Source organism: Rhizobacter sp. (assembly GCA_019635355.1).
In the GTDB taxonomy this organism is placed as follows: Bacteria; Pseudomonadota; Gammaproteobacteria; order Burkholderiales; family Burkholderiaceae_C; genus Rhizobacter.
Genome location: JAHBZQ010000001.1, coordinates 656452 through 679345, shown reverse-complemented (window position 1 = coordinate 679345; position 22894 = coordinate 656452). Strand labels below are relative to the sequence as shown.

Sequence of the window (22894 nt, the reverse complement as noted above, 5' to 3'; positions counted from 1 at the left end):
GGAGGTTCCTCATGGCCAACGACGGCAACCTCGGCCCGCTCGGGTCCGACACCAACCAGCCCGCCATCGACGGCGGCACCAATGCCCTGACGAAGAACTCCCCGCCCGGTGCCGAAGGCCCGCAGATGTACGCCTACACGCCCACGGCGTGGGAGAGCGCCGTCAAGAACACGAGCGAATGGTTTGCCGAAGCCAACGAGGCGGCCGGCAACCTCGTGTGGTGGCTGATCGGCTCCCCGTCTCTGGGCCTGAAGAACGGTGACCTCGAGTTCGGCCCCGAGGACAGCCAGACCAAGCACATGCGCAACACGCCGGCCTACCTGGAGGCGGTCGAGATCTACCAGCAGTGGATCGCCGCGGGCCGCCCGTCGGGCCAGTACAGCATCGACAACGTGGCCTGCGAATGGGTGCCGAGCAAGGGGCACTTCTTCGTGCAGGGGCGCACCGGCGGCGGCCGGCAGGGCCGCAAGGGCAACATGCTGGAGCCGCTCGCCTACCCGCTGTGGGGCTACACCGGCAACTTCGCGATCCGCTTCAAGGACGCCGACTGGATGGGCCCCAACCTCGTGCAGGTGGAGATGGAGAACTACACCTCGCTGCCCTCGTACCTGCACGGCCTCGACCAGGGCAACGCCTTCCTCGACAGCCTGTACACCCGCGAATCCGGCGTGCCCATCGTGTCGCGCAGCCGGCAGGTCTACCGCTTCATCACCTACATCGCACCGCCACCCCCGGCGACCACCACCAAGTGAAGTCGGCGCGGCGGCGCCATGACTTTCGTCGCTTACCGCGAGGGCGCTCACGCCCTATCTTCACGCCCACACCCCGGATGCGTTCCAGGTAGGACACCATGCCAGCACCCATCACCCTGAGCTCCCCTCTTCCGCCTGCGGACCTGCTGTTCGAGTCGATGTCGACGACCGGCGGCCTGAGCTCGCTCGAAGACATGCAGCTCAACCTGCTGAGCGAAAAGGCCGACCTCAAGCCGGCCGACCTGCTGGGCAAGCCGGTCACCGTCAACGTGATGCTGGCCGACGGCAAGCGCCACCTCAACGGCTACGTGACGCGCTTCGCGATGGGCGGCCACCAGGGCCGCTACTACCGCTACCACGCCACCGTGCGCCCGTGGCTCTGGTTCCTCACGCGCACGAGCGACTGCCGCATCTTCCAGGACATGACCGTCCCGGACATCGTCAAGAAGATCTTCGAAGACCACCGCGTCGCGAACTTCAAGTTCAACCTCTTTCGCACCTACCGCAAGTGGACGTACTGCGTGCAGTACCGCGAGAGCGATTTCAACTTCATCGCCCGGCTGCTCGAGCACGAAGGCATCTACTGGTACTTCGAGCACAAGGACGGCGAGCACAAGATGATGCTCGTCGACTCGCGCACCGCCCACAACGCAGTGAAGGGCCACGACACCCTGCCCTTCTACGAGCTGGGCGCCGCCCCGCCCGACACCGAGACCGTCTCGCGCTGGACGTTCTCGCGCGAGATCCGCCCCGGCAAGACCGTGCTCGACAGCTACGACTTCGAGCGCCCCTCGGTCGACCTCGCGGTCGAGAAAGACACCACGCACGACCACGACCTCGCCGACTCGGAGATGTTCGACTACCAGGGCGACTACATCGTGGCCGCCGATGGCAGCCAGCAGGTCGAAGACCGCCTCGACGAGCAGCAGTCGCGCTTCCACGTGGTGCAGGCCGCATCCAACGGCCACAGCATCCAGACCGGCAGCCTGCTCAAGCTGACCCGCCACCCGCGCGACGACCAGAACGCCGAGTACCTGATCGTGGCCACCTCCATCCAGGCGAGCGTCAGCGCCAACGAGTCGGGCACGAGCGGCGCCAACACCTTCCATGTCGACTTCAGCGCCATCCCGTCGTCGCAGCAGTTCCGCCCGCCGCGCCGCACGCCCAAGCCCTTCGTGCAGGGCCCGCAGACGGCCGTGGTCGTGGGCCCCGGTGGCGAAGAGATCTTCACCGACAAGTACGGCCGCGTGAAGGTTCAGTTCCACTGGGACCGCGAGGCCAAGAAGAAAGACCTGAAGGAAAAAAGCAGCTGCTGGGTGCGCGTGTCGCACCCCTGGGCCGGCAAGAACTTCGGGGCGATCCACATCCCGCGCATCGGGCAGGAGGTCGTCGTCGGCTTCCTCGAAGGCGACCCCGACCAGCCGCTCATCACCGGCCGCGTCTACAACGCCGAGCAGATGCCGCCGTGGGACCTGCCCGCCAACGCCACGCAGAGCGGCATCCTCACGCGCTCGTCGAAGGGTGGCGCGTATGCCAATGCCAACGCGATCCGCTTCGAAGACAAGAAGGGCAGCGAGCAGCTGTGGATCCACGCCGAGAAGAACCAGGACATCGAAGTCGAGAACGACGAGACGCACTGGGTCGGCCATGACCGCACCAAGACCATCGACCACGACGAGACGGTGCATGTGAAGCATGACCGCACCGAGACGGTCGACAACGACGAGACGATCACGATCCACCACGACCGCACGGAGACGGTCGACAACAACGAAACCATCACCATCGGCAAGAACCGCACCGAGTCGGTGGGGGTCGATGAGAGCATCACGATCGGCTCCAACCGCACCGAGTCGGTGGGCAGCAACGAGACCATCGACATCGGCAGCAACCGCACCGAGACGGTGGGCTCCGACGAGACCATCACCATCGGCGCCAACCGCACCGAGTCGGTGGGTAGCAACGAGAGCATCACGATCGGCTCCAACCAGACGATCGACGTCGGCTCCAACCAGACGCTCACCGTCGGCAGCAACCAGGACATCACCGTCGGCTCCAACCAGTCCACCAGCGTGGGCTCGAAGCAGACCAACTCCATCGGCGCCGACCGCAGCCTCACCGTCGGCGGTGCGCAGAGCACGTCGGTCTCGAAGAAGCGCTCCACCTCGATCGGCGAAGACGATTCGCTCACCGTCGGCAAGAACCTCACCATCACCGCCGCCGACTCCATCACCCTCAAGACGGGCAGCGCGAGCATCACGATGAAGAAGGACGGCACGATCACCATCAAGGGCAAGGACATCACCGTCGACGGCTCCGGCAAGATCAACATCAAGGCCAGCAGCGACGTCGTGGTGAAGGGCTCGAAGGTTCTGCAGAACTGATGACAAGGCACGCCATGCAACGCGAACACCTGAGCGACGAGCAGCTGATGCTGGCCGACGCGCCCGAAAGCCCCACCGCCGAAAGCCCGCTGGCCTCGCTGATCGACAGGCGCCCCGCGGCACTCTCGCCTGCGCCGCTGCCCGAGGTGGTGATCGGCGAACTCGTCGCCCTCGCCGACGAAGGCTTCACGCCACTCGTGCTCTTCCCCGGCCAGGCCGGCTCGGCCGCCGTGCGGGCGCGCACCGTACTCGACCTGCACGGCGCCCACATCGGCCGGCAGGTGGTGTTGTCGTTCGAAGGCGGCGACGCCGCCCGCCCCATCGTGATGGGCGTGCTGCGCGCGGCCGGTGACCGCCCGCTCGACGCCCCCGGCCAGGTGCAGGTCGACGCCGACGGCGAGCGCCTCGTCGTCAACGCGAAGCAGGAGCTCGTGCTCCAGTGCGGCAAGGCCAGCATCACGCTGACCAAGGCGGGCAAGGTGCTGATCCAGGGCAGCTACGTCTCCAGCCGCTCCACTGGGGTGAACCGGCTCAAGGGCGGTTCGGTGCAACTCAACTGACCGCCCGCACACGACATGGAGCTGATCAACGCCACCCGCATGACGGCGGGCTGCAACATGGGCCTCGAGCCCAGCGGCCGGGAATCGCTGGTGGTGGCCATCAAGGGCACGTTCCGGTTCCCGGAGCCCGGCGAGCCGCACACCCACTTCGCCCTGCACGAGAAGCAGGTGCCGCTCGTCATGGCCGACACCTTCACCGGCGAGCCGGGCCTGTCGGCGCCGGTGTACGAGGTCGACTTCGCGCCGCGCAAGCCGCGCTGCGACATCCTCCTGCTGGGCCAGGCCCATGCACCGCGCGGCAACCCGGCCACGCGCGTCGACGTGGGCATGCGGGTGGGCCAATGGCAGAAGCGGTTCACCGCCGTCGGCCCCCGCCACTGGGACTGCGGCCTCGCGACGCTGCGCGCCACCGCGCCGGAGCCTTTCGTCACGCAGCCGATCTCCTACGACGTGGCCTTCGGCGGGACCGACCTCTTCCACGAAGACCCGGCCCAGCACGCCGCCTTCATGGCCAACCCCGCTGGCCGCGGCTTCCACAAGCACCTGCGAAAGGAGTGGGTCGACGGCAAGCCGCTGCCGCTCACCGAAGAGGCGGGCCAGAGCATCTCCGACACGACCAGGCCCTACCGACCGATGTCGTTCGGGCCGGTGGGCCGCGGCTGGGAGCCCCGCTCCAAGCTCGCCGGCACCTATGACGCTGCCTGGCTCGACACGCACTTCCCCTTCCTGCCGCCCGATTTCGACGAGCAGTACTACCAGGCCGCGCCGCTCGACCAGCAAGTGCCGCTCGACGCCCTCGCCCACGGCCCCACCGAGGTGGTGCTGTCGAACCTCACACCCGAGGGGCTGACGCACTTCAGCATCCCCCATTTGGTGGCGCCGGTGCATGTGTTCCCGAAGCGGGGCGAGCGCGAGGACTACAACGCCACGCTCGACACCATCGTCATCGAGCCCGAGGCACGCCGTTTCACGCTGAGCTGGCGTGTGGCACGCCCGCTCAAGCGCAGCCTGCACGAGATCGCGCAGGTGCTGGTGGGCAAGAAGGGCCGCGAGTGGTGGCAGCAGCGCGAGGAGATCTCGTTCCCGATCCCCGTGATCATGGTGCCGATGGCGCCTGCCCAAGCTGCACAACCTGCCCAGGTGCCATGAAGCCCGCCCCGCTCATCATCGACAAGGTCGGCCTCGTGACGGCCGTGGGCCTGAGCGCCGCGGCCAGCTGCGCTGCCTTCCGCGCCAAGGTCAGCAACCCCTCGAAGACGCACTTCATCGGCCCCGACAGCCAGTTCATCACGGGCCACCAGGTCGAGCTCGACGAACCCTGGACCGGCATGGACCGGCTCGCGCAGATGGCCTGCCTGGCCATCACCGAAGCGCTCGACGGCATTCCGCCCGCGCAATGGCACACGATTCCGCTGCTGCTGTGCGTGGCCGAGCCCGCACGGCCGGGCCGGCGCGAGGGCCTCGACGAGGAGCTGATCGCACTGATCCGCCATGAGCTCGGCACCGGCTTCTCCGACCGCAGCGCGGTGATCGCGCATGGCCGCGTGAGCGCGGCGGTGGCACTGTCACATGCGAGAACGCTGCTGAACGAGGCGGGCATCGAGCAGGTGCTGGTCGCCGCCAGCGACAGCCTCCTGAGCGCGGCAACCTTGCGCCACTACGGCGAGCAAGACCGCCTGCTCACCGAAGACAACTCCAACGGCTTCATCGCCGGAGAAGGCGCCGGCGCGCTGCTGCTCAGCCGCCACGCCACGCCTGGCGCGCTGATGTGCACCGGCATCGGCTTCGGCCGCGAGCCCGCCACGGTCGAGAGCGAGCTGCCGCTGCGCGCCGAGGGCCTCTCGCAGGCCATCAAGGCGGCCCTCGCCGACGCGCAGTGCGATCTTGGCGACATCGACTTCCGCATCACCGACATCGCGGGCGAGCACTACTACTTCAAGGAGACCTCGCTCGCGCTGTCGCGCTCGCTGCGCCACCGCAAGGAGGAGTTCGACCTCTGGCACGCGGCCGAGTGCACCGGCGAGATCGGTGCAGCCGCCGGCATCGCGGCGCTGGCCACGGCCTGGGCGGCCTACCGCAAGGGCTACGCCAAGGGGCCGGGCGTGCTGGTGCACCTGTCCAACGACGACGGGCCGCGGGCGGCCCTCACCCTGCGCCAGGTGGCTGCGCCATGAGCAACAACGTCTACGCCAACGGCATGGAGGTGTCGTGCAAGCAGGGCGCCGGCAAGTCGATCTGCGCCTTCCCCGACGTCTGCTTCACGCCGCCGCTCACCCCCGCCACGCCGCCGGGCGTGCCCATCCCCTATCCCAACACCGGGATGGACAGCGACGCCACCTCGGGCTCCAGCTCGGTGAAGATCGCCGGCCAGGAAGTGATGCTCAAGAACAAGAGCTACTTCAAGCAGAGCACGGGCGACGAAGCCGGCAGCGCGCCGAAGAAGAACGTCGTCACGAGCGTCAACAAGGGCAAGGTGTACTTCAACGCCTGGTCGATGGATGTCAAGGTCGAGGGTGAGAACGTCGTCCGCAACCTCGACCTCACCACCCACAACCACAACCCGCCGCCGGGTGGCACACCGCCCTGGCCCTTCGTCTCGAAGACGGCGTTCTCGCGCAACACCGGGCCCTGCAAGGAAGAGATCAAGGCCGAGAAGAAGGCCTGCGCCAACTGCGACCCCTACGGCACCGAAGACTCCTGCAAGAACGCGGGTTGCCAGGCCGCGCGCAAATGCATGCTGACGCCCTTCAACGACGGCACCAGCAGCAAGTCGTCGCCGCACTGCTGCCCGCCGCAGGTGGCGCACCACATCCTGCCCAACTCGCTGCTGCAGGCCGAGGGCGCGCGAGGCGACACGAGCACCAACGTGCCGGGCCTGAAGAAGACGGGGCCCAACGCCTACACGCTCGACAACGCCCCCTGCGTGTGCTGCACCGGCAAGAAGGGCACTTCCAAGGTCATCGGCACGCACAAGAAGATGCACGACAAGACCAAGAAGAAGTACCGCGAGATACTCGAAGCCGGCAAGGAGCTGACCTACGAAGACGCCAAATCGAAGGCGGCCGAGGCCCACACCGAGACCTTCAAGGACAAGGACGGCAACCCGCAGTGCTCGAAGGAGTGCATCGAAGAGCAGATCGATCGCCACATGACGCGCACCGGCACCGGCGCCAAGATCAAGGTCAACCAGAAAGACGGCGCCACCCGCGCCAACTTCGACAAGTACAAGAAGAAGCCGAAGAAGGGCACCGTGCGGTGAACCTCTTCAACACACAGCCAGGAAAGGGCAACCCAGCATGAGCTCGTTTGCGGACATCGCACAGGAGTTGGAAGAGTTCGGCATCGAAGGATGCTTCGTCCGCAGCCGCGACCTCTTCGCCTTCACCGCCCAGAACTGGGAAGAAGACGACGCGCTGATCCCGCGCCCCACCGCCCTCTTCTTTCACTTCCCGAATGACAAGAAGGCCGAGCAATGGGCCTTCCGCGAGTGGCACCAGACCACCGGCATCCACGGGTGCGCCTGCTTCGCGCCGGCCGAGCGCTGGGTCTTCATCGCCGAGCCGGGCGAGGTGTATGTGCTCGGCCAGGGCGACGACGACGACGAGAAATCGATCACCAGCAAGAAGCCGGCGTTCTTCACCTCTCTGCGCTGCATCGCGGGCGGGCATGCCTATGCGGTGGGCATCGGCCGCGAGGTCTACCGCCGCACCGCCCCCAACAAGTGGCAGCGCCTGACCACCGACGAGCTCACCAAGCCGCTCAAGGGCAAGCTCGACAACGCCGGTTTCGACGACATCGACGGCTTCGCCGAAAACGACCTGTACGCCTGCGGCCCACGCGGCAACCTCTGGCACTTCGACGGCAAGCGCTGGGCGCAGCTCGAAGTGCCCACCGACGCCAACTTCGGCAAGGTCTTGTGCGCCCCCGATGGCCAGGTCTACCTCACCACCGACAGCCACGACCTGTGGGTCGGGCGCAAGAACAAGTGGAAGCCCATCCGCATCGACCTCGAAGGCGAGGAGTTCTTCCAGGAACTCGCCGCCTACAAAGACATGGTCATCGTCTCCACCGACGACGCGCTCTACGAAGTCTCGACCGGAGAGCCTCGCCCGCTGCCCATCGGCCAGCCGCCGATGAACAACTTCGCCCACCTCGCCTCGGGCGATGGTGTGCTGCTGGTGGCAGGTGTCGACGAAGCGTTCTTCTACGACGGATCGAAGTGGAAGAAGATCTTCCAGCTCTGAGTGACGTGCCTGTGACCGTGTCTTCCCGTTCGCCGGTGCCGGCGGTCCTCAACCAGCATCTCGACGATGCCATCGCCCTGCGCCAGACGCGTGCGGTGCTGGTCCGCGCCCCGCACGTCACGCTGCGCTTCCTGGCCCGGCTCGACGAGCGCCTTGCCGCCGCGCTCGATGGCCTGGCCGTCGCCGGCAACGCAGCCGGCCCGCTGCACCTGTCGGCGCTGGAGCGGCCCACCCGCGGAGCCGTGTTTGCCGCCGCCATCCATGCGATCGAATCCGCCGATGCGCCTTCGCTGCAGCGCCTGCTCGCCGTGGCGCAAGCGCTGGAAGACGGCCACCCCGCCCTCGCGTCCGCCTTGGGCTGGGTGTCGCCCGCATCGCTGCGCGGGCTCGCGAAGACGCTCCTGTCGTCGCCCGAGGCTGCCCATCGCCGGCTGGGGCTGGCGGCCTGCGTGATGCACCAGGTCGACCCCGGTGCCCTGCTCGGCGAGTTGATGGCACAAGGCGAGTGTCCCGCCGACCTGCTGGCGTCGGCCCACGACGCCGCCGGCCGGCTCGGGCGCGTCGACCTGTTGCCCGCCTGCCTTGGCGCGCTGGCCCACGCCGACCCCCTCGTCCAACTCGCGGGTGCCCGCGCAGCGCTGCGGCTCGGCGACCGGCAGCAGGCGGTGGAGAAGCTCATCGCACTCACCCAGGCCGCCGGGCCGCATCGCCTCGAGGCGCTCGTCACCGTGCTGAAAGTGCTGCCGGCCGATCGCGCGAACGCCCTGCTCAAGCCCTGGGCACAGGAGCCGAAGCTCGTGCGCGGCCTGATCCGCGGCGTGGGCATGGCCGGTGACCCGCACTACGTGCCCTGGCTCATCAAGCAGATGGCCGACCCGAAGCTCACCCGGCTGGCCGGCGAAGCGTTCAGCACGATCACCGGGCTCGACCTCGCGTTGCTGGACCTCGAAGTCAAGCCACCCGAAGACGCCGTCTTCGGCCCCAACGACGACCCCGCCGACGCCGACGTGGCGCTGGACGAAGACGACAGCCTGCCCTGGCCCGACGCCGACAAGATCGCCGCTTGGTGGCAGGCGAACGGCGCCCGTTTCCAGCCCGGCACGCGCTACTTCGTCGGTGAGCCGCCGTCGGTGGCCCACTGCGTGTCGGTGTTGAAAAACGGCTTCCAGCGCCAGCGCATGGCCGCGGCCGACTACCTGTGCCTGCTCACGCCCGGCACCGCGCTCTTCAACGTCGCCGCGCCCGCGTGGCGCCAGCAGCGCCAGCTGGCGCAGATGTAAGCCTGAAGGCTTACCCTCGACTCACTCCCGCCAGACACGGAACCCCATCGTGCTGCCTTGCAACGTGGGCTCCGCGCTCAGCACCGCCTGCGGCGTGAGCGCGGTCAGCGGCGAGGCCCAGCTGCCGCCCTTGAGCACGTATTTCTCGCAGGGCGATTTCTTCGCGTCGGCGCAGGTCGAGGTCCACTGCCACACGTTGCCGGCCCAGTCGTACATGCCCAGCGCATTGGGCAGGAACACGCCCACCGGCGAGGTCTGCGGGAAGCCGTCGTTGCAGGCCGACTCGCGCCACGGGAAGCCCGCCACCAGCGCGGCCGAACGGTCGTAGCCATTGCCCGAGCGGCACTCCACGAAGGGCACCAGCCGGCGTGTGCTGCCTTCGCCCACGTAGCGGCCGGCCTCCACCGCGTCGACCCATTCGGCCTCGGTGGGCAGGCGGTATTTCTGCTTCGTGCGCTGGCTCAGCCACTGCGTGTACTTCACCGCGTCGTGCCAGCTCACGTTGATCGCGGGGTGCTTGTCGACGCCGAACTCGCCCACGTCACGCTTCTCGCAGGCGCGCGCCTGCACGCAGCGCTCGTAGTCGGCCACGGTCACCGGGAAGGCGCCGATGGCCTTGCTGCCACTGCCCAGGGTCACCATGCGCGGGCAGTCGGGACAGTCGCGCACGTAGCTGGGCTCGACGGCGCTGCGCGTGGGCTCGGCGGCGATCACGCTCTCGTAGGCCGCGGCCACCTGCGTGCGCATGCGGCCGGTGGGCGAAAGCTCGAGGTACTTGCGCAGCTCGGCCTTGTTGCGGGTGGCAATCGCCATCTGCAGGCGCTGCTGCTCCGCATCGGGCGCGCCCGCCGTCGCCGCGTCGCCGCTCGGCGGGATGAAATAGAAATCAGTCGTGAGCGAGGTGTTCTCCCACGGCACCTGCTGGCCTTGCGACTCTTCGGTGACACCGACGCGCACGCGCTTGAACACGTCTTCCACCCGCATGCCCGGCGCATTGAGGTTCGCGAGCAGGTGCTTGGTGTAGACGCCGTTGCGGCCCTTGCCGTCGAGCGCCACCTTGCCCGGCGAGGTGGCGAAGGCGACGAGGCTGCCCTTGGGCGCGTCGACGGCCGCGAGGCCCGAGCCCTTGGCCGCCGTGAAGGGGTTGTTGCGGCAGGCGTCGAGGATCACGAGGTTGATCGCGGCGCCCTTGCCCTCAAGACGCTGCAGCACGGCATCGATCTCCACGCCCTGCTCCACCACGTCGCCCTCGCTCTGCACCTTGGCGTCGACCGGCAGGATGTAGTTGCGCCCGCGCACCTGCATGCCGTGGCCGGCGTAGTAGAACAAGGCGACAGTGCCCGGCGTGATCTGGTCGGCGAAGCTGCGCACGCGGGCGGTGATGTCGCGCTTGGTGGTGTTGAGGGCCACCACCGTCTCGAAGCCACGCGCCTTGAGCGCGGCGGCAAGGTCGGCGGCGTCGTTGGCCGGGTTCACGAGCGGCGCCGACGCGTAGGCCGAGTTGCCGATCAGGAGCGCCACGCGCTTTTGTGCCCACGCCGTCCCGCTGGCTGCCGCCAGCAGCCACAACGCCAGCAGGCAGCGTGCAAGGAGGTTCACGTGCCGAACCGCGCGGCCGAGCGCGCCTTCGCCTTCTCGGCCTCCACCTCGCGGTCGCGCGGCGGTGCGTTGGTCACGAGCGAGCCGATCAGCACGCGCGCGGCCCGGGCCACCTCTTCCACGGCCTTGTCGAAGGCCGCTTCGTTCGCCTGCGACGGCCGGTTGAAGCCCGACAGCTTGCGCACGAACTGCAGCGAGGCGTCACGAATCTCCAGCTCGGTGGCCGGCGGTTCGAAGTTGAACAGGGTCTTGATGTTGCGGCACATGGCGAAGCGCGCTCCGACTACTTGGCGAGCACCACACGGTAATAGGTCTTGGCCTTGTCGGTCTGCAAGGCCACATAAGCCCCGTTGCCCACGCGGCCCACGCTCAGCTGCGCCTGCTTGGGCGCGCCTTGCAGCCTCAGGCGGCAGGTCTCGGCACCGCGCTCCACGTCGTAGCACGAGAGCACGTTGCCGGTGGCCACCACGAGGTAGCGCCAGTTGCCGATGAAGCCGCAGGCGATGGGTGCCGAGGTGCCGTCTTCGCCCGACTCGCGCTTGCCCACCGGGTGCACGGTGTGCAGGTTGAATTCCTGCGCGCCGGCGGTGTCCACGAGGTGCACCCGGCCGCCGTAGGTGCGGCTCAGGCCTCCGAGCCGGTCGACCGCCCAGGTGTAGCCGCCGACCGCACCCACCTGCCCATCGGGTGACACGGCCACGCAGGCCTTGTCTTCGCCGCGCCACATTTCCTTGTTGAGCTTCACCGCCGACACCCAGGGCGCGTCTCCCACCTCGGCGGAGGCGGCGGCCAGCTCGGTCTCGGGCGGCGCACTGGCCACCGCTTCGAGCACCAGCGGCACGCCCTTGGGCAAGGCCGGGCTCACGATGGTGAGGCCGGCGCGCTGCGCCGCGCCGTCGATGGCGCGCTGGATCGCATTGCTGATGGCCGCACCTTCGGTCAGGCCGTCAGACGGCGGCACGCCGCGCGTGCCCATCTCGTTGAGCGTGAAGGCCTGCACCTTGGCCGATTTGTCGACGATGCGGAACTCAGCCGTGGCGGTGGCGGTGTAGAAAAGCCCGAGCACCGGCTTCACGCTCACGCTCACGCCCACGCGCACGATCTTTTCGATGTCGTACTTGCCGGCGCGCTTCACGAACTCTTCGGCCGTGATCACGTGGCCGGGGTCGGCGAGGTCGACCCAGCCCTTCTTCAGCTGGCGCGCCTTGGCCTCGTCGAGCACGACGTATTTCGAGTCGTTGAGCAGCTCTTCGGCGCGGGCCTGCGCCACCTTTTCATAGGCCGCGTATTTCGCGTCGCTCATGTAGGCGGCGACGGAGACCTTGGTGCCCTCCTGGGCCATGGCCAGGCTCGTGATGAAGACACACGCGAGGGCGGCCCAAATTCGTTTCATTGCCAGCTCTGCCCGATGCGTTCGACCAGTCGTTTCGCGGCACTCAGCGCGAGGATGTCGGTGGCCATCGCGTCCGACACCGGGTTCCAGCCGGTGAGCGCCTGGTAGGTGTCGTCGATGGGGCTGTCGAGCCCGCGCACCTGGCTCTTCACGGCGCCTTCGAAGCGGTAGCCGGTGGACTTGTCTTCCGGGTCCTGGCGCTTGCCGATGCGGCCTTCGGCGTCGAGGCGGATCTGCGTCACGCCAGCTGCGGGCTTGGCGGCGGCGGCCGCGACTTCGGTGCGTGCCCCCAGCTTTGCGAGCGACTCGCTGAGCGACGCACACGCCTTGGCCCAGGGCTCGGCCTTGCCAGCGAGGCGCAGGCTGCAGCTGAGCTGCACCTGCCGGCCCGCGAAGTATTCCTTCTGCCGCTCCTGCGCCAGCAGCTCGGGCGCACAACCCTGCGCGTCGTTGGCCGCCTTGCGCGCAAGGCACGGGTAGCCGGCTTCGTTGAGCAGCGACACCAGCCGCGGCTGCGCCGCAAAGCCGATCACCGATTCATCGGGCACCCACGACGCCGCCAGCAGCGTGCGCAGCGGGCGCAGCGCGCGGCCGGCCGCTTCGAGCCGCTCGACCGGGTTGGTCGCGCTCTTGAATTCGGCATAGGCCTGCACGTGCGACTGCGCAAGGCCGAGCAGGCGGGTCTCGTCCTGCTTCATGCGGGCGAGCATCTTGTCAACGCCATTCAGGCGCGACTTGAGCGCCGCCACCGGCACCTCGGGCACGTCGCGGAAATCGTTGCTGCCGAGCAGCGCAGCAGCCGCGGCGGCGGAGCCTTCGCGCTGCACCAGCGGCTTGGTCGCGTCTTCGGCCAGTGTGAGCATCGTGCCCACCTGCTTCGACAGGCCGATGAGCAGGTCACGCTTGCGAGCCCGCTCGAAGTCAGCGCGGCCGATCGACACGCGCACCCAGGCCTGGCAGCGGCGCGCATCGACCCATTGCTGGTCGGCGCGCACGTTTTGCAGGGTCACGTTGGTGGTGGCCTCGGCCACCGATTCGATGGACGAGCGCAGCACCTGCTTGCCGCCCTCGCTCACCTTGCTGTCGTTGAGCTTCACGCTCGAACTCACCGACACGCGGATGCGCTCGGCCAGCTCCTTGAGCGCATTCGTGCGCGCTGCGGCCAGGGCCTCGGGCAGGCGGTCGCCGTCGATGGTGGCGGAGCCCACGGCGCTCACGGTCGCCGCGTCTTCGGGCGCTTGCGGCGAGGTCCACGCCGGTGCGGTGTCGCCATCGCCGATCACCTTGCAGGCGGCCGAGGCGAAGGGGCTCACCGCCACGCACACCAGCGCGACGACCAGCGCGCCGAACAAGCGGTTGTGTGTCACGTCAATGCACGTGTCACTGCACGTTCTTCTGCGACACCTGCGACGGCACCGAGCGGCGGCGGAACTGCTGCAGCAGCATCTCTTCCACGTCGGCTGAGGCGGTGGTGTTGGTCTTGGCCACGGCCTCCTTCACGAGGCTGCGGGTGCCGGCGGAATCGAGCGTCACCTCGGCGCAGAGCCACTTGCCTTTGCCGGCAGCGACTTCTTCGAGGCGCGAGACGCGGGTGTTGGTGAGGGCCTTCTCGCTCAGCAGCTTGGCGTTGGAGCGAAAGGTCTGCGACGCCTGCGCGCCGGTCTTCGATGCGACCAGCTCGTCGCTGGCCTGGATGTTCACTTCCAGGTTGCGGGCGAGCGTGACGCGTGCGGCAGCCGCTGCCTGCGTGCGGTCCAGCGACAGGTTGCCGCTGGACTCGACGCACTCGGCCGCTGCCACGCCGCCCCCGGCATCGGGCTGCAGCACCCACGCCGGCCAGGGTGAGGCCGGTGGGGTGGAGCCACAGGCCGCCAGGATGCCGGCGAATGCCCCGATGGCGAGGATGCGTGGCGTGTCCATCAGAAGCGGATCTTCAGGCCGATGTTGAACACCACTTCATTGCGGGTGTCGTTGAAGACGTCGGTGCGCTGGTAGCCGAGTTCCTCGAAGAGGCTGGTGGCTTCGCTCAACGGCTGCTCCAGGCCGGCGAAGATGCCGATCGTGTTGCCGGTGTCGCTCTCGATGGGGCTTTCGGCGCGGGTCAGGCCCACGATGCCCTTGCCGTAGAACAGCATGTTCGACGCCTGCGAAGGCCGGCCGATGTAGTAGGTGGCGCCCGCGGTGAGGCCGAGGCTCGTGCTGTCAAAGCCGCCGAACTCGAACTTGGTGTACGTCGCGCCGACGGCGATCGACAGCTTGTCGGTCACCAGGCGCTCGTAGGTGCCATTCACGTTGGCCGTCGAGTAGTCGTTCGACGAGGTGATGTTGCCGAACAGCGAAACAGCGTTGCGCTTCTCCTGGGCCTGCGCCGACACGGCGGTGGCGCTCAGCGCGACCGCTGCGGCCAACAGTGCAAGTTTCTTCTTCATGGGGGTGGGTCCCTCTTTCGGAGCGCGGGCTGCTTGCAGACAGGCCTTGCAGTCGTCGGGCCTCGCGGCCGGCAGGCAGATGCGCTCGTGGGTGGTGGTCGACTGCGGGCGAAAGTGTCGCATCGGCCCTCGGCGCGACAACGTGACAAAGGTAATCCGCCCGCCTTTGCGGCAAGAAGCGCCACGGCCATGTGACGGGGCCCGCGCATCCCCTGGGCGGACCCATCGGGCACACCCATTGCCCGGTGGGGCCAGCCGCAGCGCGGCTTCCTCAAACCCGTCTACGGAGACTTCACCATGCAGTTCAAATCCACACTCACCGTCATCGCCGCAGCCGCCACCGCACTGGCCATGGGCCTCAGCTACGCGCAGTCGTCGGGCACGGGCGGCACCGCCGGCGGTACCACCGGCGGCACGGGCAGCACCGCAACGCCCGGTACGCAAGGCTCGCCCAACGGCACCTCCGGCGCCGCAGCCAACCCAGGCTCCACCGGCACGAGCGCCACCGGGACCAGCACCAGCCCTTCGACCGGCACCACCGGCACGGGCACGATGGGTGGCACGTCCACCGATCCCAGCAGCAGCACGAGCACCGGCACCGGCACCAACTCGAGCACCATGGGCTCGGGCACGAACTCCAGCACGATGGGCACCACCGGCAACAGTTCCAGCACCATGGGCACGGGGACCAGCGACACCCGCAGCAACCGCTCGGGCACCTTGCCGGCCCGCGCCGACCGCGGCTGAGCTGCGGCCAAGGAGGCGCTCAACGTTCCATGACCGAGGCGCCCTCCTCCCCCATCTGGGACGCCGCCGTCATCGGCGGTGGCCCGGCGGGCCTCACGACGGCCACCTACCTCGCGCGCTTTCGCAGGCGCGTGCTGGTCGTCGACTCGGGCAGCAGCCGCGCGAGCACCATTCCGCTGTCGCGCAACTACCCCGGCTTTCCCGACGGCATCTCGGGCGCGCAGCTGCTCGCCCACATGCGGCGCCAGGCCGAGCGCTACCCGCTGCACACGGTCGACGCGCGTGTAGACACCCTGGAGCGCACCGCCGGCGGCTTCACGCTGCACGGCGAGTCGCTGGGGGCGCCCCTGCACGCCCGCCGCGTGCTGCTGGCCACCGGCGTCGACGACATCTGGCCCAGCCTGCCCGAAGCCGACACCGCGCTGCGCGAAGGCGTGCTGCGCTTCTGCCCCGTGTGCGACGGCTTCGAGGCCGCAGGCCGCCCGGTGGGCGTACTCACGCGCAGCGTGGCCGGTATGCGCGAGGCGCTGTACCTGCGCCACTTCACCGACGACGTGACCGTTTTTCTCTCCGACCGCGAGGCCGTGCTGCCCGCCGAAGACCTGCGCCAGCTCGCCGAGGCCGGCATCTCGGTGGCTCAGGCGCACCCGCACGCCTTCGCGCTGTGCGACGGCGGCGTGCAGGTGCGCTTCGGTGACGAGCTGCGCGTCTACGCGGCCCTCTATTCCGCCTTCGGCGTGCAGGTGCGATCTCGCCTCGCCACCGCGCTCGGCGCGGCGACCGACGCGCTCGGCTACCTCGTGGTCGATGCCCATCAGCAGACCAGCGTGCCCGGCCTCTTCGCCGCCGGCGACGTGGCCAGCGGGCTCAACCAGATCAGTGTGGCCGTGGGCGGCGCAGCCATCGCGGCCTCGGCCCTCCACCTCTCGCTCGGCCTGCCCAGCGCCCCGGCCCGATAGCCGGCCGCACGGCCATGCACAGGCGCCGCATGACTTTCGTTCATTGCGGGTCTTGGCCCCAACCCGGATAAACGCAACTGTGGGGCCGCCACGCCCGAAGGCGGCAGCCCGTCCCTTGGAGCTCTCATGCATCTCGTGATCCGCGCGCACACCCTGAAAGGCGAAACCCTGTCTCAGGCCATCACCGGCCTTTTCGACGAGCGCGGCGGCACCATTGGCCGCTCGGACACCAACACCCTGAGCCTGCCCGACCCCGAGCGCCACATCTCGCGCCTGCAGGCCGAGGTGTGGTTCAGCAACGGCGGCTTTTCCATCCGCAACGTGGGCAGCGCCAACGCGATCACCGTCAACGGCCGCCCCATCAACCCGGGCGAAGGCACCAATCTCGGCGATGGCGACGAGATCGTGGTCGGCAGCTACAGCATGCGCGCCACGCTCGGCGAGGCCGTCGACCCGGCGGCCACGCAGCCGGTGGCGGTCGACCCGCGCACGGTGATCAAGTCCTCGGCCACCGAAGGCAAGACCAACCCCCGCCCGCGCTCGGCCCTGGGCGGCGCCACCGTGGCCGGCACCACGAGCGCTTCCAACCCCTTCGCCGACCTGCTGGGCAGTGCGGTCAAGCCCGCCACCGACGACCCCTTCGCCGGCCTCATGGGCGGCCAGCCGGCCAACCCGCCGACCACGGCGGTGCACGTGCGCAAGCCGACGCCGCCGGCCCAGCCGCCAGCCGCGCCGCCCGCCGTGGCCGCCCGCCTGCCCGACGACTTCGACCCCTTCGCCGACCTCGCCCCGCCGCCTGCGGCGAGCCCCGCACAGACGGGCCTGGCCGGCTTCATGGCGGGCAGCCCCGCCGCCCCCACCCCACCGTCGGCCCTGCCCGCCGACCTGGGCCTCGGCGACCTGATCGGCGCGCCGCCCGCGCAGTCGAGCAGCCTCGACGCGATGTTCGGCCTGGGCAGTGCGCCCTCGCCCGGCGCCGACCCGCTGGCCGGCTTCCTGGCCACACCCACCTCGGGCGCCAAGGATGCGCCACCCGACAACAAGGACCCGATGGCGATGTTTGGCGGTGCCGCGTCGGCGCCACCCGCACCGGCCGCGCCCACCGCCTCGAACCACACACCCGAGCTGCGCGCGGCCTACGTGCCGCCGGCCGTGCAGGCGCCCAAGCCCGTCCCGGCGCCCGCGCCGGTGCCGGTGCAGGCCCCCGCACCCGCACCGGCCACCAGCCTCTTCAGCGCACCGCGCCCGCCCGCGCCGCGCAGCGAACCCGAGACGGTGCCCGGCGTGAAACCGTCGCGCCTGGTGTTCGACTCGGCACATGCGCCGCTCGATGAGATCCCACCCGTCACCGCCCCGGCGCCGCCGGCCCCCGCCGCGGGGCCGTCGGCCCCGCCCGATGCGCTGTGGGCCGCCTTCTGCGAGGGCGCCGGCGTCAACATCAAGCTGCCGCAGGGCCTCACGCCCGAGATGATGAAGATCCTCGGCCAGGTGATGCACCACGCCATCGACGGCACCATCAAGCTCGTGCACATCCGCGCCGCGGCCAAGCAGGAGATGAAGGCCGACGTCACCACCATCCAGGCGCGCAACAACAACCCGCTCAAGTTCTCGCCCGATGCCGGCGTGGCCATCGAGCAGCTGCTGCAGCCGCCGATGCGCGGTTTCATGATGGGCCCGGTGGCGGTGAGCGACGTGATGGACGACCTGCTCGGCCACGCCATCGGCACCATGGCCGGCATGCGGGCCGCGCTCACCGGTGTGCTCGACAAGTTCGAGCCCGGCAAGCTGGAAAACAAGCTCGCCGGCAACTCGGTGCTCGACAGCGTGCTGCCGATGAACCGCCGCGCCAAGCTCTGGGAGCTGTACCTGCAGCACTACAAGCGCATCCGAGACGATGCGCAGGAAGACTTCCACGACCTCTTCGGCAAGGCCTTCGTCGAGGCCTACGAAGAGCAGCTCGATCGCCTCGACCAGGCGCGCCACCCTTCCGTCTGACCCGTGCGAATGCTCGAGATCGAGATCGCCGCCCGCAGCGAGGTGGGTGGGCGCAACCACAACGAAGACGACCTGCGCCACGGGCACAACGGGCCGTTCTGGTACGCCGTGCTGTCCGACGGTGCGGGCGGCCACAAGGGCGGCGCCATCGCGTCTGACCTGGTGGTGCGCCTCACCGCCCATGCCTTGCAAAACGCCGTGCAGGCCTCGCCCGCCGAGCTCACGCAGCTCGTGCTGCAGGCGCACGACGCCGTGGTACAGCAGCAGGAGAAACAGCAGCGCGACCGCATGCACGCCACGCTCGTGGCCCTGTGGATCGACACCCGGCGCGAAGAGGCACTGTGGACGCACGTGGGCGACTCGCGCCTCTACCTGCTGCGCCACGGCCGCGTGATGCACGTGACGCAAGACGACAGCGTCGTGCAGCAGATGGTCGCGGCTGGCTACCTCACGCCCGAAGAAGCGCTCAACCATCCCAAGAAAAACCAGCTGCTGGCCGCAATGGGCACCGAAGGCGGCATCGAGCCCAACACCACCGAGCGCGCGGCGCGGGTGGAAGACGGCGATGCCTTCCTGCTCTGCAGCGACGGCTGGTGGGAGCACTTCGGCCCGCGCGACATCGAAGCGCACTTCGCGGTGGCCGCCTCGCCCGCCGACTGGCTGCAGCGCATGGCCGAGCACATCGAGCGCCATGCCACGCCACGGCAAGACAACTACAGCGCCATCGCGGTGTGGGTGGGCGACCCGGCCGAGACCACCCGCCTCAACAGCCTCTGGGGTGACACCGTGCCTGGCCCCCTGCCCACGAGCGGCGGGTGACCTTGGTCGCTTTCATCCGCGCCCCGCATCGTTCAATATTCGTACCGTCAGAAGACCCGCAGGAGATCGCCATGCGCACCACCCCCCGCCCCGCCCTGAAGCTCGTCGCCACCTTGCTGGCCGCCACCCTGTGCGCCTCGCCGTGGGCGCAGGAGGGCACCACGCTGCTCAAGGGCAACAAGGTCACCGAAGCCAACCTGCTGGACGCCCTCACCCCCGAGCCCGCCCCAGTGCTCACCCGCAGCCTGAAGGTCAGCCGCGACAACAGCGCCGGCGTGCTGGCCGCCCCGAAGAAGAAGGCCAGCGCGTCGCTGCTCATCACCTTCGAGACCAATTCCGCTGAGCTCACCGCCAACGCCAAGCAGCAGCTTGACGTGGTGGCTGCGGCGCTCAAGAACGACCGGCTCGCGGACTACACCTTCAATGTGGAAGGCCACGCGGACCCGCGCGGGAATTCGGAGGCCAACATGGTGTTGTCGCAGCAGCGTGCCGAGAGCGTGCGGGAGTACCTGATGGCGCAGCACGGCATCGCGGCTGATCGGCTGAAGGCGGAGGGCAAGGGGGATACCGACTTGCTGAATCGGAAGGTGATCTCGGCGCCGGAGAATCGGCGGGTGACGATCGTGACGAATCAGCCTTGAGTTTTTTACTGCGTGGCTATTTGCCGGGTCTCGCCCCGGCGGGCGAGTTACTTCTTTTGCTTCGCCAAAAGAAGTAACCAAGAAAAGGCGACCCGACGGTGGCGGTCCGGCCGGAGGCCGGACTGCTCTGCGGTGCTCGGTCTTGAGGGGCCGCGCCGAACTCACTTCGCGAGCTGCGCTCGCTACGTTCAAACAGGCGGCGCGAAGTCAGTTGTTGATGCGCGCTGACGCGCGCGCCCCTCAAGCCCTGCGCTCCTCGACGCCACCCACGGGAAGCGGTGCGATACGGCTCGCTTCGCATCGCCTCATTCCCCACCCCCGTTCGCCCTGAGCTTGTCGAAGGGCCCGTGCCATGCGCTGGCTTCGACAAGCTCAGCCCGAACGGTGGGGGGTGGGCGTGGGGGCACAAACCCAGCACGAGGCGAAGCGAGTCGAGAGTGTGATGCCCGCGAAGCGGGCGGCGGTATCCCGGGGCCCTTGAGAGCCGTCGAGCAGCGCAGGGCTTGGGGTGGCGTGCGAAGCACGCTTCGTGAACTGACTTCGGGCAGCTGTCTGAACGCAGCGAGCGAAGCTCGCGGAGTGAGTTCTGCCCGACACCCCAAGCCCGAGCAGCGCAGAGAAGTCCGCCCTAGGCGGACCGGCGAACGGGGGGCCCTTTCTTTTGCCTTCTTTTCTTTGGGCAAGCAAAGAAAAGAAGGTCGCCCGCCGGGGCGAAATCCCGGCAGCGCACCACGCAGTGCCTCACCTCCGCCGCATCCCCCGCCGCATCTGCGCCAACGGCCGCTGCCCCTGCAGCTGCCTCTCAATCCCCGCATTGAGCGCTTCGCGCAGCAAGTGCACTTCTTCCACGTGTCCATAGACCCCAGGAAAGCGCAGATCCAGCCACAACCACAGCGTGCAAGACCGCAGCGCCTGCTCCATGCGATCGAGCCGGCTGTGCCCATCGACCGCATCGAGAAACCAAGGCCGCCCCGCCTTGCCCACAAGCGCATGCGCCCCCGCCCATTCCAGGAACTCGAGCACCTGCCCTTCGGCCCGCGTGTCGACCGGCGCCTGCGCATAGACGAAGCGCTGCTTGAGCGACAGGCGTGGCGCCACCCGGTCAAGCTCGGCCGCAAGGTCGAGCATCTGCTCCAGCTCGGCCACCGCGAAGTGCGCGTCGTCGAGCCGCAGCTGCTCCATGAACACGTCGAGCACCTCGCGCAGGCGCGTCTTGCGCAGGCGCGCAGCGATCGTGTCCACGTGCCAGCCATTGGGCGCCACCGGCGCCTTGAAGTGGCGCGGGGCGCGCGGTTGCTTGCCGAGCAGGTCCTTGAGCACCTTCCCCGCATTGGGCTCGGCTTCCTTCAGCACGCCCACGAAGCCTTCTTCGTGGATGCCGAAGCGGCCAGCGCGCCCGGCGATCTGGTGCACTTCTGATTCGTCGAGCGTGCGGTCGGCCACGCCGTCGAACTTGGTCAGGGTGCTGAAGAGCACGCGGCGGATCGGCAGGTTGAGCCCCATGCCGATGGCATCGGTGGCCACGAGGATGTGCGACTCGCCGGTGGCGAAACGCTCGGCCTCGCGGCGGCGCACCTCAGGCGGCAGCGCGCCGTAGACCACCGACACCGGGTGGCCGCTGGCGGAGATCTGGTCGCGCAGCGTGAGCACGTCGCGCCGGCTGAAGGCCACCACCGCATCGCCGTGCTTGAGCGCCGACACCGGCACCGGGTGCGGCAGCAGCTCCACGTGCTGCTTGCGCTCGAACTGCCGCACGCTGCAGCGTTCGCCGCACAGGCCGAGCAGGTTCTCGATCGCCGGCACGGCAAACGCCGAGCAGATGATGATGACCTCGTTGGCCGGCACGCCGACGATCGCCTGCGTCCACGCCCAGCCGCGGTACGGGTCGAAGATCATCTGCGCTTCGTCGATCACCGCCACGTCGACGGGGATGCGCGTGGCCATCATCTCGATCGTGCTCGACACCACCTGCGCGTGCTCGGCCGGCTGGTTCTCTTCGCCGGTGAGCAGCGAGCACGGCACGCCACGCGCCACCAGGCGGTCGCGCCCTTCGAGCGCGAGCAGGCGCAGCGGCGCGAGGTACACGCCGTTGTGCGCCTGCGCGAGCTGCTCGAAGGCCGCGTGCGTCTTGCCGCTGTTGGGCGGGCCGACGTAGAGCGTCACGCTGCGCTGCAGCTGGCGCGCGAGCTCGAAGGTGTCGGGGTAGCCCTGGAAGGCGAGCTCGTGGTTCAGGCCTTCGAGGGTTTCGAGCTCACTCGCACGGTGGGCCCAGCGCTCCTGAACGCGGGTGCAGGCTTCGGCCACCACCTCGGGGTTGGTGGTGGCATGGGCCACGGCGCATTCCGATTGAAGGCGCGGCAGCAGGGAATCGAGATGCGCCGGGCTGTGCACGCGGCTGCGCGCCACCAGCCGGTCGAGCTGCGCCTGCAGCACCTGCGCATGCGGGTAGTCGGGCGTGGGCCCGAGCGCTTCGCGCAGGGCGTCTTGATCGCCGCTGCGGTAGTAGGCCCAGACGGCATCGGCCGACACCGGCACGTGGTGCAGCACCGGCACCTGCCAGCCGGGCTCGGCGAGCTTGAGCACGTGGCTCACGACGCGCGTCCAGCGCGCGCCTTCGCGCGAGATGCCGAGGGCGTCGAGCGCTGCGGTGCGGTCGAGCATGAGCTGGCGCACCTGGGGGCCGGTGCCCACGGCGTCGAGGTGCCGCAGGGCCATGTCCATCAGCTCGGGGGCGATCCAGCGGCTGGGCCGCGCACCCGATACCGCCTTTTGCAGCAGCACCAGGCCCTGGTCGTCGAGGCGGGCTTCGACTTCGGCGCCGCGCTCGCCTTCGTAGTCGCTCGGCTTCACGACCTGCGGCAGCAGGTAGGCCGCCTGGCGAATGCGCTCGAAGGCGGCTTTGTCGATGTGGGGCGGCACCCGGCGTGCATGCCGGGGGTTGGGGAGGTTCAGGGTGACTTCAGACATGGGCAGGCGCAAGGGCCGACATCGTACCGGGGCCACGCCCCGCACTCATGCGCCGACCCTGCGGCACATCGTGTTTCAAAGCCGGATTCGCGGTGCGTGGGTGATGGTTGTACCCTTCATTCCCC

General features: G+C 69.0%; 20 protein-coding genes. 13 read left to right on the top strand and 7 right to left on the bottom strand.

All coding sequences use genetic code 11. The features are described 5' to 3' along the window. Positions 1-11: 11 nt before the first annotated feature. The 8 genes from KF892_02985 to KF892_02950 all read left to right on the top strand — a co-directional run bounded on the left by KF892_02985 (position 12) and on the right by KF892_02950 (position 9220). Complete coding sequence (locus KF892_02985; protein MBX3623952.1) at positions 12-752, top strand: hypothetical protein; 741 nt, start codon at positions 12-14, stop codon at positions 750-752. Between the two features lie 98 nt (positions 753-850). Then, a complete protein-coding gene (tssI, locus tag KF892_02980) occupies positions 851-3136 on the top strand; it encodes a type VI secretion system tip protein VgrG (protein ID MBX3623951.1) in 2286 nt (761 codons plus the stop codon). 98 nt (positions 3137-3234) lie between these two features. Continuing rightward, positions 3235-3696, top strand: coding sequence for a hypothetical protein (locus KF892_02975; GenBank protein MBX3623950.1), 462 nt, complete (start codon positions 3235-3237; stop codon positions 3694-3696). Positions 3697-3711: 15 nt separating this feature from the next. After that, positions 3712-4845, top strand: a complete 1134-nt coding sequence (locus tag KF892_02970; GenBank protein ID MBX3623949.1) for a DUF2169 domain-containing protein — start codon at positions 3712-3714, stop codon at positions 4843-4845. Continuing rightward, positions 4842-5870: a hypothetical protein gene (locus tag KF892_02965; protein ID MBX3623948.1), complete on the top strand. Its 1029-nt coding sequence runs from the start codon at positions 4842-4844 to the stop codon at positions 5868-5870. The genes KF892_02970 and KF892_02965 overlap by 4 nt, the downstream gene beginning before the upstream one ends. Next, positions 5867-6955 (top strand): DUF4150 domain-containing protein, encoded by a 1089-nt coding sequence (locus KF892_02960; GenBank protein MBX3623947.1) that lies wholly within the window; start codon positions 5867-5869, stop codon positions 6953-6955. Before KF892_02965 ends, KF892_02960 begins: the two co-directional genes overlap by 4 nt. Before the next feature lie 37 nt (positions 6956-6992). Next, positions 6993-7940, top strand: coding sequence for a hypothetical protein (locus KF892_02955; protein MBX3623946.1), 948 nt, complete (start codon positions 6993-6995; stop codon positions 7938-7940). 11 nt (positions 7941-7951) lie between these two features. Next, positions 7952-9220 (top strand): TIGR02270 family protein, encoded by a 1269-nt coding sequence (locus tag KF892_02950; protein MBX3623945.1) that lies wholly within the window; start codon positions 7952-7954, stop codon positions 9218-9220. Between the two features lie 21 nt (positions 9221-9241). Here the strand turns inward: KF892_02950 and KF892_02945 are convergent, their stop codons facing one another. The 6 genes from KF892_02945 to KF892_02920 are packed head-to-tail and all read right to left on the bottom strand — an operon-like array spanning position 9242 to position 14641. Further along, positions 9242-10819, bottom strand: a complete 1578-nt coding sequence (locus KF892_02945) for an SUMF1/EgtB/PvdO family nonheme iron enzyme (protein MBX3623944.1) — start codon at positions 10817-10819, stop codon at positions 9242-9244. Continuing rightward, the gene (locus tag KF892_02940; GenBank protein MBX3623943.1) at positions 10816-11085 is read right to left on the bottom strand and encodes a DUF2277 domain-containing protein; all 270 of its coding nucleotides are present in this window, start codon (positions 11083-11085) and stop codon (positions 10816-10818) included. The genes KF892_02945 and KF892_02940 overlap by 4 nt, the downstream gene beginning before the upstream one ends. 17 nt (positions 11086-11102) lie before the next feature. Then, positions 11103-12212 carry a hypothetical protein gene (locus KF892_02935; GenBank protein ID MBX3623942.1) on the bottom strand — a complete coding sequence of 370 codons (1110 nt, stop codon included), beginning with the start codon at positions 12210-12212 and terminating at the stop codon, positions 11103-11105. Further along, positions 12209-13579: an LPP20 family lipoprotein gene (locus KF892_02930; GenBank protein ID MBX3623941.1), complete on the bottom strand. Its 1371-nt coding sequence runs from the start codon at positions 13577-13579 to the stop codon at positions 12209-12211. Before KF892_02930 ends, KF892_02935 begins: the two co-directional genes overlap by 4 nt. A 13-nt stretch (positions 13580-13592) precedes the next feature. Beyond that, entirely contained in the window at positions 13593-14132 is a 540-nt protein-coding gene (locus tag KF892_02925; protein MBX3623940.1) for a hypothetical protein, read from the bottom strand. Next, positions 14132-14641 (bottom strand): outer membrane beta-barrel protein, encoded by a 510-nt coding sequence (locus KF892_02920; GenBank protein ID MBX3623939.1) that lies wholly within the window; start codon positions 14639-14641, stop codon positions 14132-14134. Before KF892_02920 ends, KF892_02925 begins: the two co-directional genes overlap by 1 nt. 297 nt (positions 14642-14938) lie before the next feature. On the opposite strand from KF892_02920, the gene KF892_02915 reads away from it, so the two are divergent. The 5 genes from KF892_02915 (at position 14939) to KF892_02895 (ending at position 19802) form a co-directional block, all read left to right on the top strand. Further along, a complete protein-coding gene (locus KF892_02915; protein ID MBX3623938.1) occupies positions 14939-15388 on the top strand; it encodes a hypothetical protein in 450 nt (149 codons plus the stop codon). Positions 15389-15441: 53 nt separating this feature from the next. Next, on the top strand, positions 15442-16347 hold the full coding sequence (locus tag KF892_02910; protein ID MBX3623937.1) for an NAD(P)/FAD-dependent oxidoreductase: 906 nt from the start codon (positions 15442-15444) through the stop codon (positions 16345-16347). A 126-nt stretch (positions 16348-16473) separates the two neighbouring features. Beyond that, on the top strand, positions 16474-18342 hold the full coding sequence (tagH, locus tag KF892_02905; protein ID MBX3623936.1) for a type VI secretion system-associated FHA domain protein TagH: 1869 nt from the start codon (positions 16474-16476) through the stop codon (positions 18340-18342). Positions 18343-18345: 3 nt separating this feature from the next. Continuing rightward, positions 18346-19161 (top strand): serine/threonine-protein phosphatase, encoded by an 816-nt coding sequence (locus KF892_02900; GenBank protein MBX3623935.1) that lies wholly within the window; start codon positions 18346-18348, stop codon positions 19159-19161. A gap of 71 nt (positions 19162-19232) precedes the next feature. Next, positions 19233-19802, top strand: a complete 570-nt coding sequence (locus KF892_02895) for an OmpA family protein (GenBank protein ID MBX3623934.1) — start codon at positions 19233-19235, stop codon at positions 19800-19802. A gap of 741 nt (positions 19803-20543) precedes the next feature. Here the strand turns inward: KF892_02895 and KF892_02890 are convergent. Beyond that, the gene (locus KF892_02890; GenBank protein ID MBX3623933.1) at positions 20544-22769 is read right to left on the bottom strand and encodes a helicase; all 2226 of its coding nucleotides are present in this window, start codon (positions 22767-22769) and stop codon (positions 20544-20546) included. Positions 22770-22894 lie beyond the last annotated feature (125 nt).

What these genes read in the sequence shown, in the direction of transcription:
- KF892_02940 (MBX3623943.1), bottom strand. Translation starts at nt 11,085, where the DNA reads ATGTGCCGCAACATCAAGACCCTGTTCAACTTCGAACCGCCGGCCACC.
- KF892_02935 (MBX3623942.1), bottom strand. Translation starts at nt 12,212, where the DNA reads ATGAAACGAATTTGGGCCGCCCTCGCGTGTGTCTTCATCACGAGCCTG.
- KF892_02920 (MBX3623939.1), bottom strand. Translation starts at nt 14,641, where the DNA reads ATGAAGAAGAAACTTGCACTGTTGGCCGCAGCGGTCGCGCTGAGCGCC.
- KF892_02915 (MBX3623938.1), top strand. Translation starts at nt 14,939, where the DNA reads ATGCAGTTCAAATCCACACTCACCGTCATCGCCGCAGCCGCCACCGCA.
- KF892_02960 (MBX3623947.1), top strand. Translation starts at nt 5,867, where the DNA reads ATGAGCAACAACGTCTACGCCAACGGCATGGAGGTGTCGTGCAAGCAG.
- KF892_02895 (MBX3623934.1), top strand. Translation starts at nt 19,233, where the DNA reads ATGCGCACCACCCCCCGCCCCGCCCTGAAGCTCGTCGCCACCTTGCTG.
- KF892_02890 (MBX3623933.1), bottom strand. Translation starts at nt 22,769, where the DNA reads ATGTCTGAAGTCACCCTGAACCTCCCCAACCCCCGGCATGCACGCCGG.
- KF892_02925 (MBX3623940.1), bottom strand. Translation starts at nt 14,132, where the DNA reads ATGGACACGCCACGCATCCTCGCCATCGGGGCATTCGCCGGCATCCTG.
- KF892_02965 (MBX3623948.1), top strand. Translation starts at nt 4,842, where the DNA reads ATGAAGCCCGCCCCGCTCATCATCGACAAGGTCGGCCTCGTGACGGCC.
- tssI (MBX3623951.1), top strand. Translation starts at nt 851, where the DNA reads ATGCCAGCACCCATCACCCTGAGCTCCCCTCTTCCGCCTGCGGACCTG.
- KF892_02955 (MBX3623946.1), top strand. Translation starts at nt 6,993, where the DNA reads ATGAGCTCGTTTGCGGACATCGCACAGGAGTTGGAAGAGTTCGGCATC.
- tagH (MBX3623936.1), top strand. Translation starts at nt 16,474, where the DNA reads ATGCATCTCGTGATCCGCGCGCACACCCTGAAAGGCGAAACCCTGTCT.
- KF892_02985 (MBX3623952.1), top strand. Translation starts at nt 12, where the DNA reads ATGGCCAACGACGGCAACCTCGGCCCGCTCGGGTCCGACACCAACCAG.
- KF892_02970 (MBX3623949.1), top strand. Translation starts at nt 3,712, where the DNA reads ATGGAGCTGATCAACGCCACCCGCATGACGGCGGGCTGCAACATGGGC.